The organism is Pseudomonas sp. 58 R 12, from assembly GCF_900005865.1.
In the GTDB taxonomy this organism is placed as follows: domain Bacteria; phylum Pseudomonadota; class Gammaproteobacteria; order Pseudomonadales; family Pseudomonadaceae; genus Aquipseudomonas; species Aquipseudomonas tritici.
The window spans coordinates 338,654-355,129 of record NZ_CVTP01000024.1 but is presented as its reverse complement, the minus strand read 5'-3'; the positions used below and the strand labels follow the sequence as shown (position 1 = coordinate 355,129).

At 61.1% G+C, this 16,476-nt stretch carries 16 protein-coding genes; 11 read left to right on the top strand and 5 right to left on the bottom strand.

Annotated features, from left to right (window positions below):
• Window positions 1-127 precede the first annotated feature (127 nt).
• Window positions 128-793: a response regulator transcription factor gene (locus BFP95_RS22415; protein WP_065872377.1), complete on the bottom strand. Its 666-nt coding sequence runs from the start codon at window positions 791-793 to the stop codon at window positions 128-130.
• 27 nt (window positions 794-820) lie between these two features.
• Entirely contained in the window at window positions 821-1,360 is a 540-nt protein-coding gene (locus tag BFP95_RS22410) for a PQQ-dependent catabolism-associated CXXCW motif protein (RefSeq protein ID WP_065880011.1), read from the bottom strand.
• Between the two features lie 155 nt (window positions 1,361-1,515).
• On the opposite strand from BFP95_RS22410, the gene BFP95_RS22405 reads away from it, so the two are divergent.
• A complete protein-coding gene (locus BFP95_RS22405) occupies window positions 1,516-2,142 on the top strand; it encodes a response regulator (protein WP_065910711.1) in 627 nt (208 codons plus the stop codon).
• Between the two features lie 140 nt (window positions 2,143-2,282).
• Here BFP95_RS22405 and BFP95_RS22400 read toward each other — a convergent pair whose 3' ends face one another.
• Both BFP95_RS22400 and exaA read right to left on the bottom strand, forming a co-directional pair.
• Window positions 2,283-2,930: a pentapeptide repeat-containing protein gene (locus BFP95_RS22400; RefSeq protein WP_065880010.1), complete on the bottom strand. Its 648-nt coding sequence runs from the start codon at window positions 2,928-2,930 to the stop codon at window positions 2,283-2,285.
• A 134-nt stretch (window positions 2,931-3,064) separates the two neighbouring features.
• Entirely contained in the window at window positions 3,065-4,957 is a 1,893-nt protein-coding gene (gene exaA / locus BFP95_RS22395) for a quinoprotein ethanol dehydrogenase (protein ID WP_083207129.1), read from the bottom strand.
• 254 nt (window positions 4,958-5,211) lie between these two features.
• Between exaA and pedF the strand changes: the two genes are divergently transcribed.
• The 7 genes from pedF (at window position 5,212) to BFP95_RS22365 (ending at window position 11,835) form a co-directional block, all read left to right on the top strand.
• Window positions 5,212-5,673: a cytochrome c-550 PedF gene (pedF, locus tag BFP95_RS22390; protein ID WP_065872372.1), complete on the top strand. Its 462-nt coding sequence runs from the start codon at window positions 5,212-5,214 to the stop codon at window positions 5,671-5,673.
• A 3-nt stretch (window positions 5,674-5,676) separates the two neighbouring features.
• On the top strand, window positions 5,677-6,420 hold the full coding sequence (locus BFP95_RS22385) for a quinoprotein dehydrogenase-associated SoxYZ-like carrier (RefSeq protein ID WP_065910710.1): 744 nt from the start codon (window positions 5,677-5,679) through the stop codon (window positions 6,418-6,420).
• A complete protein-coding gene (locus BFP95_RS22380) occupies window positions 6,417-7,382 on the top strand; it encodes a quinoprotein relay system zinc metallohydrolase 1 (RefSeq protein WP_065872370.1) in 966 nt (321 codons plus the stop codon). Before BFP95_RS22385 ends, BFP95_RS22380 begins: the two co-directional genes overlap by 4 nt.
• A complete protein-coding gene (locus tag BFP95_RS22375; RefSeq protein WP_065872369.1) occupies window positions 7,379-8,899 on the top strand; it encodes an acetaldehyde dehydrogenase ExaC in 1,521 nt (506 codons plus the stop codon). The genes BFP95_RS22380 and BFP95_RS22375 overlap by 4 nt, the downstream gene beginning before the upstream one ends.
• Before the next feature lie 242 nt (window positions 8,900-9,141).
• Window positions 9,142-9,213 (top strand): pyrroloquinoline quinone precursor peptide PqqA, encoded by a 72-nt coding sequence (pqqA, locus tag BFP95_RS29145; protein ID WP_010209364.1) that lies wholly within the window; start codon window positions 9,142-9,144, stop codon window positions 9,211-9,213.
• Window positions 9,214-9,317: 104 nt separating this feature from the next.
• The gene (ercA, locus tag BFP95_RS22370) at window positions 9,318-10,481 is read left to right on the top strand and encodes an alcohol dehydrogenase-like regulatory protein ErcA (protein ID WP_065872368.1); all 1,164 of its coding nucleotides are present in this window, start codon (window positions 9,318-9,320) and stop codon (window positions 10,479-10,481) included.
• Complete coding sequence (locus tag BFP95_RS22365) at window positions 10,465-11,835, top strand: ATP-binding response regulator (protein ID WP_065910709.1); 1,371 nt, start codon at window positions 10,465-10,467, stop codon at window positions 11,833-11,835. Before ercA ends, BFP95_RS22365 begins: the two co-directional genes overlap by 17 nt.
• Window positions 11,836-11,892: 57 nt before the next feature.
• On the opposite strand, the gene BFP95_RS22360 is transcribed toward BFP95_RS22365, so the two are convergent.
• Window positions 11,893-12,753, bottom strand: coding sequence for a LysR substrate-binding domain-containing protein (locus BFP95_RS22360; RefSeq protein ID WP_065880008.1), 861 nt, complete (start codon window positions 12,751-12,753; stop codon window positions 11,893-11,895).
• Window positions 12,754-12,868: 115 nt separating this feature from the next.
• On the opposite strand from BFP95_RS22360, the gene BFP95_RS22355 reads away from it, so the two are divergent.
• From BFP95_RS22355 to BFP95_RS22345, 3 genes are all read left to right on the top strand, one after another.
• Window positions 12,869-13,282: a VOC family protein gene (locus BFP95_RS22355; protein ID WP_065880007.1), complete on the top strand. Its 414-nt coding sequence runs from the start codon at window positions 12,869-12,871 to the stop codon at window positions 13,280-13,282.
• Between the two features lie 59 nt (window positions 13,283-13,341).
• Window positions 13,342-14,628 carry an amidase gene (locus tag BFP95_RS22350; RefSeq protein ID WP_065910708.1) on the top strand — a complete coding sequence of 429 codons (1,287 nt, stop codon included), beginning with the start codon at window positions 13,342-13,344 and terminating at the stop codon, window positions 14,626-14,628.
• A gap of 102 nt (window positions 14,629-14,730) precedes the next feature.
• Entirely contained in the window at window positions 14,731-16,209 is a 1,479-nt protein-coding gene (locus tag BFP95_RS22345; RefSeq protein ID WP_065910707.1) for a DASS family sodium-coupled anion symporter, read from the top strand.
• Window positions 16,210-16,476 lie beyond the last annotated feature (267 nt).

Sequence of the window (16,476 nt, the reverse complement as noted above, 5' to 3'; positions counted from 1 at the left end):
AGGCAATCTAAATGTGGGAGCGGGCTTGCTCGCGAATGGGGTGTATCAGACAGCACATCTGATACTGATGCACCGCATTCGCGAGCAAGCCCGCTCCCACATTTGGTTTTGTGTTCTGTCTGGAGGTTCAGCGCCGCAGGTAGGAGCCGAAATCAATATCCCCGGCACTGAGTATCGCCTGCACCCGATTATGCACATTCAACTTGCGCAGGATCGCCGACACATGCGCCTTCACCGTGGTCTCGGCAATCTCCAGGGTGTACGCAATCTGCTTGTTCGACTCGCCCTTGGTCATCCGTTCCAACACCAGCAGTTGCTTGCGCGTCAGCGCCTGCAACAGTTCCGGGGCGAAACCGGGGTTGTCGTTCATGCGCCGTTGCCCGGTGTTTTTCTGGGAGCGGATGATGTCCGGCGGCAGGTACACGTTGCCGTTGAGAATCTGCTGGATCGCCTCGGTCATTTGCAGGCGTGGCGAGGACTTGGTGATAAACCCCACGGCGCCATACGTGATGGCTTGCAGCACGATTTGCTTGTCCTGTTCGGCCGAGACAATCACCACCGGGATGGTCGGTGACTCGTTGCGCAGGTTGATCAAACCGTTGAGGCCGTGCATGCCGGGCATGTTCAAATCCAGCAGGATCAGGTCGAGGTCGTCGTGTTCCTGGGTCAGGGCGAGGGCACTCTCCAGGTCGGCGGTTTCCATCACCTCGCTGCCGGGAAAGCCGTCGCTGATAACGTTGTGGATCGCCTCGCGAAACAGCGGGTGATCGTCGGCAATCAAAATTTTGTACATGGCCGTTCACCTTCTTGTTGTGGTTTTTTATTCAAAGGGTTCGGGTGTCGCAGCCATCACTGGCAGGTTTGCCGCTTCCCATGCATCCAAGCCATCGCGATACCAGTACACAGAGGTATAGCCCAGCTCGGCGGCTCGTTTTACCGCGTTCCAACTCAGCCAGCAATCGGAGCGGCAGTAGAACACCAGCGGGCGTGCCAGGTTGCCGCCGGTGAACTTGTACAGATGTCGCACGAGATAGCCTTGCCATTCCGGTGAGAGGTCACCGTCGCCGGTGTTGGCCAGCCAGTGGCTGCCGGGCAGGTTGGCGTGGGGCTGGTCTTCGATGAAACGGCCTTGCAGCCACTGGCGCCGGTACACGTCGATCAGAACCGGTGCGGGCGTCTGGTTGAGCAGGGCTTGCAGGGCCGGGGTGTCGACGATGGTCGCACCGGGCAGTTGATCGGGCGTAGGACTGCGGTACAGGCTGATGCGGTAGCCGTCGGCGGAAAACAGGGGTGGGTCGGCGTGTACGTGCGTGATGAACAGGCACAACAGGGCCGCTAGGGGCAGTCGAACGGGCAGCATGGTGGGTCCAGTCGTTATCGTTATGCACCTATTACACGCCAGTCCCGCTGCCTTGGGAATGCGACGATAGACAGCAAAACCAGTACCAAAGTAGTAGGTCGCGGCGCGGCGCGGGGTTCTAGCATGGGACGAGAGCCGCTGCCATTGGAGGCATTATGAATATCCTGTTGGTCGATGATCACGCCGTGGTCCGCCTGGGCTATGCCGGACTGTTGCGCAGCGGCCTGCCGGGCGTGGTGGTGCGTGACGCGGCCAGTGGCGAAGAAGCCCTGGCGCGCGTGCATGAGGCGGTGCCCAACCTTGTGATCATCGGCTTCGGCCTGCCGGGCATCAGCGGCCTGGAAACCACCCGCCGCCTGCGCCAGCGCTTGCCGCAGTTGCGCGTGCTGTTTTTCAGCCAGCACGCCGAGTTGCCCCTGGTGCGCCAGGCTCTGGAGGCGGGCGCATCGGGCTACCTGACCAAAAGCGCGTCGCCTGCGGTGATGCTGGATGCGGTGGAGCGCATCCTCGACGGTCACACCTATATCGAACAGGACTTGGCGACCCAACTGGCCTATCACCTCACAGACCGCCGTTTGCAGAGCATGACCCAGCGCGAACTGGAGATTTTCCTGATGCTCGCCAGAGGTACCCCGGCCCGCTCGATTGCGGCCCAGCTGAGTATCAGCAGCAAGACCGTGTCCAATTACCTGACCTTGCTCAAGAGCAAGCTGCAGGTGAGTTCCCATGCTGAGTTGGTGCATTTGGGGATTGATATGGGGGTGGTGCGGGTGGCGGGATGACAGTGGCGACGCAAATCCCCTGTGGGAGCGGGCTTGCTCGCGAATGCAGTGTGTCAGTCACCCAATCCATTACTGATCCACCGCATTCGCGAGCAAGTCGAATCGTCGCACCGCCGCTCCCACATTTGGATTGCGTTGTCTCAGCGATCCCAAGTTGTGGGGCAGTCCGTGCAGCCCTCCATATTCGCATCCTGAAAGTTCGCATAGTGCTGGCGACTCCCCGTGAGCGTGGCCTTCTCCAGGTTGCTTTCACCGAACTTGGCCTCCTGCAGATTGGCATCACTGAGGTCCGCGCCTTGCAGGTCGGCCTTGCTCAACCACGTCATTTCCAGGTCAGCCGCACGCAGGTTGGCCTTGTGCATCTTCGCCCCTGACAACCGAGCAAATTGCAGGTAGGCCGCGCTGAGGTTGGCGTTTTCGAATTGCGCGCCCTGGGCAAACATCCCCCAGCCTTGCACGGCCATCAACGTGGCACCGGTAAAGTCGGCCAGGCGCAGATTGGCTTGCTGCAGGCTGGCGCGGGTCAGGTTGGCGCCTTGCAGTTGGGCTTTTTCCAGATTGGCGAGGTCCAGGTTGGCGTGGCGCAAATCCGCATCGCGCAAATCGGCACCGGCCAGGTTCATTTTGCTCAGGTTCTGGTTGCGCAGGTTGGCGCCCTTGAGGTTGGCGCCGGGGCACTGGCTGTGTTCGGCGATGGTGCAACCGTTGATGATCAGGGGGGCGTCGTCGCCGTCGTCGGCATGGGCGAAGGGTAGGGACAGTAGCAGTAATAAAGGCAGGTAGTTCATCTCGAAACCTCTTCAAACAGGCTCCCGGCCGTAGCAGCTGTCGAGCCCCGGCGAGGCTGCGTTGGCGGCGTGCCTGACACACCGCGGACGCAGCCTCGCTGGGGCTCGACAGCTGCCACGACGGGGATGGGGGGTTATTTCTGGGCGGTCTTGTTATCCCAACTCGGGATCTTGAACACCCAGAACGATCCACCCTGTGCCACCGGCTTGGTCAGCTCGGCCATGTCGCCGCCCCACAGCGGCACCGCGCCGCCATAGCCGACCGTCACGCCGACGTACTGCTCGCCATCCTGTTCCCAGGTGATCGGCGGCGAGACGATGCCGCTGCCGGTCTGGAACTTCCACAGTTCCTTGCCGGTTTTTGCGTCGAAAGCCTTGAAGAAACCGTCGCCGGTCCCGGTGAACACCAGGTTGCCCTTGGTCGCCAGCACGCCGGCCCACAGCGGCAGGGCTTCCTTGTGTTCCCACACCACCTTGCCGGTGGTCGGGTTCATCGCACGCAGGGTGCCAACGTGGTCGTCATACATACGCTTGATGCGAAAGCCCATCCCAAGATAAGCCGAGCCTTTCTTGTAGTTGACCTCTTCGGTCCAGTACTCCTCTTTCCACTGATTGCCCGGGATGTAGAACAGGCCGGTGTCCTGGCTGTAGGCCATGGGATTCCAGTTTTTGCCACCAAGGAACGGCGGCGAGACTTCCACCGGCTTGCCCTTGGTTTCACCGGGCAATGGCTTGGCCGGACGCTGGCCTTCGTTCTCCACGGGGCGGCCGGTCTTCAGGTCGATGTGGCTGGCCCAAGTGATGTTGTCGACAAACGGGAAGGCGTTCTGCAGCTTGCCGTTGTTGCGGTCCACCACATAGAAGAAGCCGTTGCGGTCAGCGTGGCCGGTGGCCTTGATGACCTTGCCGTCCTTGTCCTTGTAGTCGAACAGCACCAGTTCGTTGTTGCCGGAGAAGTCCCAGGCATCGTTCGGCGTGTGCTGGTAGAACCACTTCACTTCGCCGGTGCTGGGGTCGACGCCGACCTGGCCCGAGGTGTAGAGGCTGTCGAAATCGTGGGGGTTGCCGTCCTTGGAGGTGCGCGCCCAGGTGTTCCATGGGCCAGGGTTGCCGGCACCGACGATGATGGTGTTGGTCTCGGCATCAAAGCTCGCGCTCTGCCAAGGCGCGCCGCCGCCGTGGCTCCAGGCCTCGACTTTGCCGGTTTCGGTGGTCGGGTCATCTGGCCACGAAGGAGCCTTGACGTCGCCGGTCGGGGTGCTGTCCTTGCCGTTCAGGCGGCCCATATGGCCTTCCACGAACGGACGCATCCAGACCTCTTCGCCGGTGTCCGGGTCGCGCGCAAACAACTGGCCGACCACGCCAAATTCATCGCCGGAGCTGCCGTGGATCAGCAGCACCTTGCCGCTGACCTTGTCTTTGACCAGCACCGGGGCGCCGGTCATGGTGTAGCCGGCGGCGTGGTCACCAAACTTCTTGTTCCACACCACTTTGCCGGTGTTTTTGTCGAGGGCAATCAGGCGCGCGTCGAGGGTGCCGAAGTAGATCTTATCGCCAAAGATCGCCGCGCCACGGTTGACCACGTCACAGCACGGGCGAATGTTGTCGGGCAGGCGGTGGTTGTAGGTCCACAGGCGCTTGCCGGTCTTCGCATCAAGGGCGAACACACGGGAATACGAGCCGGTGACGTAGACCACGCCGTCATTGACGATGGCCTGGGATTCCTGGCCGCGTTGCTTCTCGTCGCCGAACGAGTAGGACCAGGCCGGGGTGAGCTTGAACACGTTCTTGTCGTTGACCTGGGCCAGGGGGCTCCAGCGTTGGGCGTTGGTGCCCATGCCGTATTGCAGCACGTCCTTGGTCGTCAGGTGGTCGTTGGCGATGTCTTCCCAGGTGACGTTGTGGGTTGGCTTCGCAGGTTCGGCGGCAGCAGAGCTTGCAGCACTGAGGGACAGGCTGCCCACCAGCAGAAAGGCTTGCACGGCAAGGCTTAGGGGTGAGCGGGCGGGTAGCGATCTTATTGTCATGGTTGCAGTTCCCAGTGGAGGTTTTGGCCTGCACAGGTTGCTGCCTGGACGGGTTGGCGAATACGGAAAAAGTCCCGGTGTTGCCGGGACAATTTCCCGAACCGCCTCTGATTTAGCAGTGCCCCACAAGGCCTGCTACCAACGGATGAGAACCCGCCCACCAAAGCAGCATACGGGTGCTGCCGGGCGCTTCCTAAGATGGTTGCCATAGCCTCTGCCAAGAGGTTTTGCGTGCACTCCTGAGGGAAAAAATAATGACAACAAAACGCAACGCCTTGCTGACCGCCTGCCTCCTTACCGCTGCGATAGGTGCCGGTTCCGCCTGGGCCCACGGCAACGTGACCCCAACGGCCGTGGAAACCAAAGGCCTCACCCCGATCAAGGAGGCCGGCGTGCCGCTGGACGCCGATGGCTGGGCCGCGACCAACCCGTATCGTACCTCCCCGGAGCATGACAAGGCCGTCGAAGTCGGTGCCTCGGCGTACAATCAGAACTGCGCGGCGTGCCATGGCCTGGAAGCCAAGTCCGGCGGGATCGCCCCCGACCTGCGCATGCTGGATGCCGGTGACGCCGGGGATGAGTGGTTTGTCGAGCGGGTCCGCCACGGCGCCGTACGCGATGGCCGGGTGTACATGCCGAAGATGGCTGACTACCTGAGCCAGGAAGCCCTGTGGGCGGTGCGCACCTACCTCGACAGCGTGCACGTCGAGGAGTAAGCCATGCTTCTGCGCGGGTGGTGGGTCTGCTGTTTGCCGATGCTGGCCTGGGGCGCGCCCGTCGACCCGGTGCCCTCGGTGATGTGGGGCTACTACCACCAGCGTTTCCTCGACAATGCGCCGTTCGTATTCGACGCGCGCGTGAAGCTCTTGGCGCCGCCGTTCGCCGAGGACGCACGCCAGGTGCCGCTGGAGATTGATGCCCGTGCGTTCAAGGGCGAGGTGGTGAAGATCCTTGCCTGGGCCGAACTCAACCCGCTGCCGCAGATCGTCGACTTCCAGCCGGTGGAGCGCGTGCTGCCGTGGCTGTCGATCCGGATTCGCATCGAACAGGCCACGCCGTTGCGCGCAGCGGTGTTGACCCGGGATGGCCTGTGGCACGTCGGCTCAACCCTGATCGATGCCGCCGGCGGCGGTTGCACGGCGCCGAGCGTGGTGCGCACGCAAGCGGGTTGGGAAGACCACCTCGGCGAAGTGCTCGGCGGGCGCTACCCGCGCGCCGAACTCAGCCGGGTGAAGCTGCAAGTCGCCCATCCGATGGATAACGGGATGGTCAGCGGTATCCCCGAGTTTTTCATCAACAGCGCTGAGTTGCGCGGCGCTGATAACGCCGTCTTGGCGCGCCTGGAACTGTTCCCTGCCGTCAGCGAAAACCCCAACCTGGCCTTCGACATCGAAGGCACCGGCCCCACGCGTTTGACCTTGCGCGACACCAGCGGCAGTCAATTCGAAGCGGTCATCCCATGACCCGGCGCTGGATTCTGCTCTGGCTGATCATGCTCAGCCAGCCGGTGCTGGCCGAGCTGGATTACGGCCTGAAACCCCGCCTGATCGCCGACGACACCTGGCTGCTGGAGGGCAGCACCGACAATTTCGGCAAGGACAATGGCGGCAACATCGTCAATGTCGGGTTCATCGTCACCGAACCCGGTGTGGTGGTGATCGACACCGGGCCGTCCAAGCGCTACGGCGAAGCCTTGCGACAGGCCATCGCCAGCGTCACCGATAAGCCGGTGATCCAGGTGTTGCTGACTCACCACCACCCCGACCATGCGCTCGGCAACCAAGCGTTCAAGGCGGTGCCCATCGGCGCCCTGGCCGGCACCGCCGAGTTACTGCACGAGCAGGGCGACAGCATGGCCGAGAACCTGTACCGCAGGGTTGGCGACTGGATGCGCGGCACTGAAGTGGTGTTGCCGAGTGAAGTGTTGCAAGCGGGTGTAAAAACCTTCGGCAGCCACGACCTGCAACTGCTGCACCTGCGCGGCCATACCGGTGCCGACCTGGCGATACACGACCGGAAGACCGGCGTGCTGTTTGCCGGAGACCTGGTGTTCTACCAGCGCGCGCTCACCACGCCCAATTCACCGGGCCTTGCACTGTGGCTGGCGGATATCGCCACCCTGCAAGGCTTGCCCTGGACCCTGATCGTGCCCGGCCACGGCCCTATTGCGGCGGATGCAAAACCCTTCGAACAGATGCGCGACTACCTCACCTGGCTCGACCAGCTCCTGCGTGACGGCGCCGTCCAAGGTCGCGATATGCCTGAGCTGATCCGCAGCCCGATCCCCGAACGTTTCGCGGCGATCAACCTCAGCCGCTACGAACTGATCCGCAGCGTGACCCACCTGTACCCGCAGTACGAACGCGAGCAGATGCAACGCCTGCACCCCAGACAACACCCACAACAAACAGAGGCCTCACCATGATCTACGCACAACCTGGCACCCCCGGCGCCATCGTCAGCTTCAAGCCGCGCTACGGCAATTACATCGGCGGTGAGTTTGTCGCGCCGATCAATGGCGAGTACTTCACCAATACCTCGCCGGTCACCGGCGAAGTCATCGCCGAGTTCCCGCGCTCCAGCGCCGCCGATATCGACAAGGCCCTCGACGCCGCCCACGCCGCCGCTGATGCCTGGGGCAAGACATCGGCCCAGGACCGCTCGCGGGTGTTGCTGAAAATCGCCGACCGCATCGAGCAGAACCTCGAAGTGCTGGCCGTGGCCGAGACCTGGGACAACGGCAAGGCCGTGCGCGAAACCCTCAACGCCGACGTGCCGCTGGCTGCTGACCATTTCCGCTACTTCGCCGGTTGCATCCGCGCCCAGGAAGGCGGCGCCGCCGAGATCAACGAACTGACCACCGCCTATCACTTCCACGAGCCATTGGGTGTGGTCGGGCAGATTATTCCGTGGAACTTCCCGCTGCTGATGGCCGCGTGGAAACTTGCGCCGGCGTTGGCCGCCGGTAACTGCATCGTGCTCAAGCCAGCTGAGCAGACGCCGCTGTCGATCATGGTATTTGCCGAGCTGATCAATGATCTGCTGCCGCCGGGCGTGCTCAACATCGTGCAAGGCTTTGGCCGCGAAGCGGGGGAGGCGTTGGCCACCAGCAAGCGCATCGCCAAGATCGCCTTTACCGGCTCCACCCCGGTGGGCGCGCACATCATGCACGCGGCGGCCGAGAACATTATTCCGTCCACCGTAGAGCTGGGTGGCAAGTCGCCGAATATCTTCTTTGAAGACATCATGCAGGCCGAGCCGCAATTCATCGAAAAAGCCGCCGAAGGCCTGGTGCTGGCGTTCTTCAACCAGGGCGAAGTGTGCACCTGCCCATCGCGGGCGCTGGTGCAGGAGTCGATTTACGATGCGTTCATGGCCGAGGTGATGAAGAAGATCGTCAAGATCAAGCGCGGCAACCCGCTGGACACCGAAACCATGGTCGGCGCCCAGGCGTCCGAGCAGCAATACGACAAGATCCTTTCCTACCTGAAGATCGCTCAGGAAGAGGGCGCGGTACTGCTGGCTGGCGGCGCGGCCGAGCGTCTGGAAGGCGACCTGTCCAGCGGCTATTACATCCAGCCGACCCTGCTCAAGGGCCACAACAAAATGCGCGTGTTCCAAGAGGAAATCTTCGGGCCGGTAGTGGGCGTGACCACCTTCAAGGACGAGGCCGAAGCGTTGGCGATAGCCAATGACAGCGAGTTCGGCCTGGGCGCCGGTTTGTGGACCCGCGACATCAACCGCGCGTACCGCATGGGCCGAGCGATCAAGGCCGGGCGTGTGTGGACCAACTGTTATCACCTGTACCCGGCGCATGCGGCGTTTGGTGGGTACAAGAAGTCGGGCGTGGGGCGTGAGAACCACAAGATGATGCTCGACCATTACCAACAGACCAAAAACCTGCTGGTGAGCTACGACATCAATCCACTGGGTTTCTTCTAACCCTCAAACCTGAAATGCAATCCACTGTGGGAGCTGGCTTGCCTGCGATAGCGGTGTATCAGCGACTGATTTGTATCTGACCCAGCGCTATCGCAGGCAAGCCAGCTCCCACATTTTGATTGGCATCTATCCGCGACTAATGCAGTGTCTTCGCTACTTCGAAAGTAGCATTCGCTCCTCCACCCACCCATGCATTAATGCCCTTACCGGAATCTTCCGGCACAACAAGAGGACTAACCCCCATGTGGACCAAACCCGCGTTTACCGACCTGCGTATCGGCTTCGAAGTCACTATGTACTTCGCTAGCCGCTGATCTCGGGTGCTGCAGGAAGGATGCCTCTTTGGTCTGATTGCAATCGCAGCCGGATGAGTTAGTGTGGAGCGCATTCTTCCAAAATAATAAAAACAGGCTTTCCAATGAGCCCAAATCTGAGCCTTCTGCGTAAATTCGTCTCGCCTGAAATCATCTTTGGTGCCGGCTGCCGGCACAACGTCGGCAACTATGCCAAGACCTTTGGCGCGCGCAAGGTGCTGGTGGTCAGCGACCCCGGGGTGATCGCCGCCGGTTGGGTGGCTGATGTGGAAGCCAGCCTGCAAGCCATTGGTGTCGACTACTGCCTGTACACCGCCGTGTCGCCCAACCCCCGCGTCGAAGAAGTGATGCTCGGTGCTGAGGTGTACCGCGAAAACCACTGCGATGTGATCGTGGCCATTGGCGGCGGTAGCCCGATGGATTGCGGCAAGGCCATCGGCATTGTGGTGGCCCACGGGCGCAGCATCCTTGAGTTCGAGGGCGTGGATACCATTCGTGTGCCCAGCCCGCCACTGATCCTCATCCCAACCACCGCCGGCACCTCGGCGGATGTCTCGCAGTTCGTAATCATCTCCAACCAGCAGGAACGCATGAAGTTCTCCATCGTCAGCAAGGCGGTGGTGCCGGACGTGTCGCTGATCGACCCGGAAACCACCGCCACCATGGACCCGTTCCTGTCCGCCTGTACCGGTATTGACGCACTGGTGCATGCCATCGAAGCGTTCGTCTCCACCGGCCATGGTCCGCTGACCGACCCACATGCGCTGGAGGCGATGCGCCTGATCAACGGCAACCTGGTGCAGATGATCGCCAACCCCGGCGACATTGCCCTGCGCGAGAAAATCATGCTCGGCAGCATGCAGGCCGGCCTGGCGTTTTCCAATGCGATCCTTGGCGCGGTGCATGCCATGTCCCACAGCCTTGGCGGCTTCCTCGATTTGCCCCATGGGTTGTGCAACGCGGTGCTGGTGGAGCATGTGGTGGCGTTCAACTACAACTCGGCGCCGGAGCGTTTCCAGGTGATTGCCGAGACGTTCGGCATCGACTGCCGCGGCCTCAATCATCGGCAGATCTGCGGACGGCTGGTGGAGCATCTGATCGCACTGAAGCACGCGATTGGCTTCCATGAAACCCTCGGCCTGCATGGCGTGCGCGTGGCGGACATTCCGTTCCTGTCCCAGCATGCGATGCATGACCCGTGCATCCTCACGAATCCGAGGGAGTCGAGCCAGCGCGACGTCGAGGTTGTCTATGGCGAAGCGCTCTGAGGACCAGCAACGCGCCCTCGCGGGGTTGCTGGGGCTGGGCAATCACTCCGCGCGCAAGAGCCATTACCCGGAACTCGCCGCGCGACTGGACGAGCTGGAGGCCGAGCGCAACCGCTATATCCGCCTCAACGATGAGCTGGAACAGCGCGTCGCCGCGCGCACCGATGAACTGCTCGAAGCCAACCTCAACCTGCAACAGCAGATCGCCCAGCGCGAACAGATCGAACAGGACCTGCGCGATGCCCGTGACGCCGCCCAGGCCGCCAACCGCAGCAAGGACAAATACCTCGCCGCCGCCAGCCATGACCTGCTGCAGCCGTTGAATGCCGCGCGATTGCTGATCGCCACCTTGCGCGAGCGACAGTTGCCCAGCGTTGAGCAGGTGCTGGTGGAGCGCACGCACCAGGCGCTGGAAGGCGCCGAGGATTTGCTCACCGATTTGCTCGATATCTCGCGGCTGGATCAGGCGGCGGTCAAACCGGACGTGGCGTTGTATCGGCTGGACGAGCTGTTCGCGCCGCTGGTTTCGGAGTTTCAATCGGTGGCCCAGGCGGCCGGGTTGAACCTGCGGGTGCGCACCGGCTGTTATGCGATCAATACCGACTTGCGGCTGTTGACGCGGATTCTGCGTAATTTCCTCAGCAATGCCTGTCGTTATACCGACGAAGGTTGCATCCTGCTCGGTGCTCGACGCCGAGGGGATCGCCTGCGCCTGGAAGTGTGGGACACCGGTCGCGGGATTGCGGCCGACCGGCTGGAGGCGATCTTCCTCGAGTTCAACCAGCTCGACGTCGGCCGCGCCTCGGACCGCAAGGGGGTAGGGCTGGGGCTGGCGATTGTCGAGCGTATCGCCGAGATTCTGGGGTATCCGATTGCCGTGCGTTCCTGGCCGGGGCGGGGTTCGATGTTCAGCATCGAGGTGCCGTTGAGTGACGAAATGCCCCTGCCGATCAGCCAGTTGCCGGTGCAACCGATCACGGGTAACCCGCTGCCAGGGCGGCGTTTGCTGGTGATCGACAACGAAGTGAGCATCCTCGAGAGCATGCGCGCGCTGCTCGGGCAGTGGGGCTGTGAAGTGGTCACCGCCACCGACCAGGCGGGTGCGTTGCTGGCCTTGCAGGGCAGGGCGCCGGAGCTGATCCTGGCGGACTATCACTTGGACCATGGGGTGGTGGGCTGTGCGGTGGTCAAGCACCTGCGCGAGCATTTCGAGCAGCACATTCCTGCGGTGATCATCACGGCTGACCGCACCGATCAATGCCGACGTGCACTTCGCCGGCTGGAAGCGCCGTTACTGAACAAACCGGTCAAGCCCGGCAAGTTGCGCGCGGTGTTGAGCCAGTTGTTGGCCTAGCGGATTGTGCGCCTTGCTCTTGGTCTGATTGGGTAGGCGGACGTTTCCAGGACTTTTTCAGCTCGCAGAAAGTGCTTGGTGCAAAGCATTCATCATGTTTGGCCGGTCAGTCTGAATAGGGCTGACCAATACGATGTCTCTGTCATACCGCGCGCTCGTTACCCTGCTCACTGTGCACTGCTGGCGCCATTGTTCGAAGCCGGACCAATACGGCACGAGACTGACCCCAAGGCCTTCAGCGACCAGCATGGCTATGGTTTCCAGTGCGTCGAGGTCCATCAGGGGGGTGGGCGTTAAGCCGTTGTCTGCCAAGTAACGCTGCGCATGACGTCCGCCCCATGAGTCTGGATCGTAACGAATATAGGGATGAGTCTGCAGCTGAGAAAGGATACTGCTTGAAGGCTTGTCCTTCGATAGCAGGACCAGCGGCTCCTTTCGTAGTGGCACACTGCGCATAGCTTTTGGCAGTTCAAACGGCGGAGCTACCAATATGGCCGCGTCCAGTTCGCCGCCAAGAAGTGCCTGAAACAACGAGCGTGAGGTTCCCGGCACAATCACCAGTTTCAGGTGTGGCGCCAGCCCTGTCAGGGTGCGCAATGCGGTGGGAAGCAGGCCGGTGAGGACGGTCGAAATTGCACCTACCCTCAACTCTCCCGTAAGCCCCCCTCCGTCGGCGTCTCCCGCCAGTAGCCCAACCTCGCGAACGATGCGTTTAGCCCTGGGCAACAGCGCGAGGCAGGCTTCACTCGGCTTTGCCGCGTGCCCGAGGCGAGACAATAGTTCGAAGCCGAGTTGTCGTTCGAGGGCCAGAATTCGCTGGCTGATGGCCGCCGCTGTCAAACCTTCAGCGCGCGCGGCATGAGCAATGGAACCGCATTCCACGACGGTGATGAGGCTTTTCAGATAGCGCGTATCCATAAAGAATTCTTTCGGTTCGAATAAAAATTACATGCTATCTCTTTGCGTAAAAGTGACACAAGCTCTGTCTTTCCCCACTCGTTGGTTTCACTTGCGGTGATTTAAGGAGTGCACTATGCAGTCGATTTTTCACTTTGCTTTTCATGTTCGCGACTTAGAACTTTCTCGCCAGTTCTATTGTGGCGTACTGGGTTGCGTACAAGGGCGAAGTACCGATACATGGGTAGACGTGAATTTTTTCGGGCATCAATTATCGTTGCATTTGGGCACCCCTTTTCCTGTGACGAATACCGGAAAGGTTGGCGATCATCTGGTGCCGATGCCGCATCTTGGCGTGCTACTGGAAATGTCTGACTGGGCGGCGGTCAGAGACCGTCTGGTCAAGAGTGGCGTGGAATTTATCCTTCCACCTCACATTCGCTTTCCCGGGGAACCCGGTGAACAAGCCACTATGTTTTTCCTGGACCCCGCCGGAAATCCTATTGAGATAAAAGGTTTGTCTAATTTGGAAACGGCCTTCGCAAGTTAGAGTTTTTTCTCATGGTTAAACGGAAGTGTCCTTCTTCAATCAAGGTATGTTGAGACTTAATGGACAATTTTGCTGATGCAGATGCCACCACCCTTTCAGAGTGGGTGCGTTCGGGCGCCGTGAGCGAAGATACGGTAGCCGAACATTTCCTTGGGTGTATCGAATCGCAGGAACCGACCCTGAACGCCTTTGTATCTTTCGATCCTGATGCTGTACGGACTCAAGTAAGCCAATTAACACAGACAAACGCGAAAGGCCCCTTGGCAGGTATCCCGGTGGGCGTCAAAGACAACTACGACACCGTGGATCATCCCACCCGCTTTTTTTCTGCGATCTATGACGACAACCGCCCATCTCGAGACGCCCATGTCGTCTCGCAGCTGCGCCAGGCCGGGGCGATCATTATGGGCAAGACCCATACCACCGAATTCGCCTACATGCACACCGGGCCTACCCGCAATCCACATGACCTTCGCAGAACGCCTGGCAGTTCGAGTGCCGGGTCGGCAGCGGGGATGGCCGCTGGTTTTTTCCCGATCGCCCTGGGGACACAGACGGCCGGATCATTGATCAAGCCCGCGTCGTATTGTGGGGTGTATGCCTTCAAGCCATCGTTTGGGTTGGTGTCGATGGAAGGGGTCAAGCCACTGGCGCCCAGTTTTGACACAGCAGGTTGGTATGGACGGTCCGTGCGCGACCTGAATTTGATCGCTCAAGTGCTGGTCCCGGGGTTTCCGACGTGTCGCCCGCCACGTCATCCACGGTCGTTCGGCTTTTGCCGTACAGCCCGATGGGACCAGGTAGACAAGGATGTCGCCGCTTCACTGGAGGCCGCTGTGGAAGATCTGCGCGCGGCAGGGCACCACGTCAGCGAAGTGCAGTTGCCCGAGACGTTTTCCAGCGTGTTTGATGACCATTTGCTGATAAATGACTGCGAGGGCGCCCGGTCACTGTCGGCTGAGTTGAAACGGCATCCGGACAAAATGAGCAGGGAAGTGTTGGATATGTTCCAGCGCGCAAGCTCGACAAGCTGGGCGCAAGAATCAGCGGCGAAGCGCCGCCTGGCGGAGTTGGGCACGGTCCTTGAGGCGATATTCAAGCCTTTTGATGCTGTTTTGGGCGCGAGCTGTGGCATCGTCGCTCCGTTGGGCCTGGGTGCCACAGGGCCGTCCGACTTCATTAAGTTCTGGATGGCATTTGGATTGCCGCAAGTGAATATTCCGCTTGCAAGGAAAACCGGGGAGCTTCCGGTAGGGCTTCAAATAATTGGAGGGTTTAGAAACGACAGCCTTCTGCTGCAGGCTGCTGAGCAGGTGGATGCTGTGCTGAGGGGGGCCAGCCGATAGATCGACGCTGAGGGTTGACCTGGCGCGTTGATGTCCGTCAACACGCCTCGCGGCGGTTTGCCCCATGCTGCCTTCCTGATTTGAAGGCCGACGGAGCACCCCATGAACGCCCCCGCGACAACCGCTGCATCATTCAAGTTACCCCTGGGCCTGGTGGTCGCGGTGCTGGTAATGACCGGCGTGCTGCTGTTGCCGTTGCCCACTGACTTGCCGGTGGCCGGGCACCGCATGCTGGCGATCCTCGCGTTTGCCGTGGTGGTGTGGATCACCGAAGCGGTGTCCTATGAAGCCAGCGCGATCATGATCACTTCGCTGATAGCGTTTTTGTTGGGGACCGCGCCGTCGCTGCAAGACCCGACGCACTTGATCGGCACCAGCCCGGCGATCAGCATGGCCCTTACCGGGTTCTCCAACCCGGCGTTGGCGCTGGTGGCCGGCGCGCTGTTTATCGCCGCCGCCATGACCCACACCGGCCTGGATCGGCGCATCGCCCTGGTGACGTTAAGCCGGGTCGGCACCAGCACCCGGCGCATCCTGCTGGGGGCGATTGCGGTGACCATCCTGCTCAGCCTCGTGGTGCCCAGTGCCACGGCGCGCAGTGCCTGCGTGGTGCCGATCATGATGGGCGTGATCGCGGCCTTTGGTGTCGACAAACGTTCGAATATCGCCGCCGGCATCATGATCGTCGTCGCCCAGGGCACCAGCATCTGGAACGTCGGCATCCAGACCGCCGCCGCGCAGAACCTGCTGACCGTTGGCTTTATGGACAAGATGCTGGGTCAGCGCGTGTCATGGATCGACTGGCTGATCGCCGGCGCGCCGTGGGCGTTGATCATGTCGGCGGTGTTGCTGTTCCTGGTGCTCAAACTGCTGCCGCCGGAGACCGACAGCATCCCGGGCGGTAAAGAAGCGGTGGCACAGTCGCTGGTGGAAATCGGGCCAATGACCGGGCCGCAGAAGCGCCTGTTGAGCGTTTCGGTATTGTTGCTGCTGGCCTGGGCCACGGAAGGGCGCCTGCACAGTTTCGACACCACCTCCACGACCTACGCTGGGCTGGTGTTTCTGCTATTGCCGGGTATCGGCGTGATGACCTGGAAGGATGTGCAGTCACGCATTCCGTGGGGTACGGTGATTGTGTTCGGGGTTGGCATCAGCCTCGGCACGGCGCTGCTGACCACCCAGGCCGGTCAATGGCTGGGTTCTGCTGTCGTGGCCCACACGGGGTTGGATCAAGTCGGGCCCTTGGGTGTGTTTGCGATTCTTGGCGCATTCCTGATCCTGATTCACCTGGGATTCGCCAGCGCCACGGCGTTGACCTCGGCGTTGCTGCCGATTTTGATCGCGGTGCTGCAGACCTTGCCGGGGGATTTCAGCCGGTTGGGCATGACCATGCTGTTGGGGTTTGTGATGAGCTATGGGTTTATCCTGCCGATCAATGCGCCGCAGAACATGGTGTGCCTGGGGACGGGGACGTTTACGGCGCGGCAGTTTGCCAACGTGGGGATTCTGGTGACGCTGATTGGGTACCTGTTGATGTTGGTGTTTGCGGCGACTTATTGGAGTTGGTTGGGTTGGGTTTGATTGAGTACATATCCGTTATTTGGGTAACGGCTGCAATGGGTTCCGCCCTTACGGCGGCTCACTTTTGGGGCTCTTTTCCAAAAGTGACCCGCCGTAAGGGCGGAACCAATAGCCGCCATGACCGCAAAAACGGATATGTACCCAATCCCCCCAGGCCAGCCTAAAGGCCGCCACACCAATTCCACCCCCAACATGGCAAGATGAACTCCGCTCAGGTTTACTACTCCCTGAGTAACCGTTTTACCGACTCCCCCCGTCGGGTCATCT

Coding starts and splice junctions, on each gene's coding strand:
- BFP95_RS22360 (WP_065880008.1), bottom strand. CDS start 12,753: ATGGATACGCGCTATCTGAAAAGCCTCATCACCGTCGTGGAATGCGGT.
- ercA (WP_065872368.1), top strand. CDS start 9,318: ATGAGCCCAAATCTGAGCCTTCTGCGTAAATTCGTCTCGCCTGAAATC.
- BFP95_RS22355 (WP_065880007.1), top strand. CDS start 12,869: ATGCAGTCGATTTTTCACTTTGCTTTTCATGTTCGCGACTTAGAACTT.
- BFP95_RS22415 (WP_065872377.1), bottom strand. CDS start 793: ATGTACAAAATTTTGATTGCCGACGATCACCCGCTGTTTCGCGAGGCG.
- exaA (WP_083207129.1), bottom strand. CDS start 4,957: ATGACAATAAGATCGCTACCCGCCCGCTCACCCCTAAGCCTTGCCGTG.
- BFP95_RS22405 (WP_065910711.1), top strand. CDS start 1,516: ATGAATATCCTGTTGGTCGATGATCACGCCGTGGTCCGCCTGGGCTAT.
- BFP95_RS22410 (WP_065880011.1), bottom strand. CDS start 1,360: ATGCTGCCCGTTCGACTGCCCCTAGCGGCCCTGTTGTGCCTGTTCATC.
- BFP95_RS22400 (WP_065880010.1), bottom strand. CDS start 2,930: ATGAACTACCTGCCTTTATTACTGCTACTGTCCCTACCCTTCGCCCAT.
- pedF (WP_065872372.1), top strand. CDS start 5,212: ATGACAACAAAACGCAACGCCTTGCTGACCGCCTGCCTCCTTACCGCT.
- BFP95_RS22385 (WP_065910710.1), top strand. CDS start 5,677: ATGCTTCTGCGCGGGTGGTGGGTCTGCTGTTTGCCGATGCTGGCCTGG.
- BFP95_RS22345 (WP_065910707.1), top strand. CDS start 14,731: ATGAACGCCCCCGCGACAACCGCTGCATCATTCAAGTTACCCCTGGGC.
- BFP95_RS22380 (WP_065872370.1), top strand. CDS start 6,417: ATGACCCGGCGCTGGATTCTGCTCTGGCTGATCATGCTCAGCCAGCCG.
- BFP95_RS22365 (WP_065910709.1), top strand. CDS start 10,465: ATGGCGAAGCGCTCTGAGGACCAGCAACGCGCCCTCGCGGGGTTGCTG.
- BFP95_RS22350 (WP_065910708.1), top strand. CDS start 13,342: ATGGACAATTTTGCTGATGCAGATGCCACCACCCTTTCAGAGTGGGTG.
- BFP95_RS22375 (WP_065872369.1), top strand. CDS start 7,379: ATGATCTACGCACAACCTGGCACCCCCGGCGCCATCGTCAGCTTCAAG.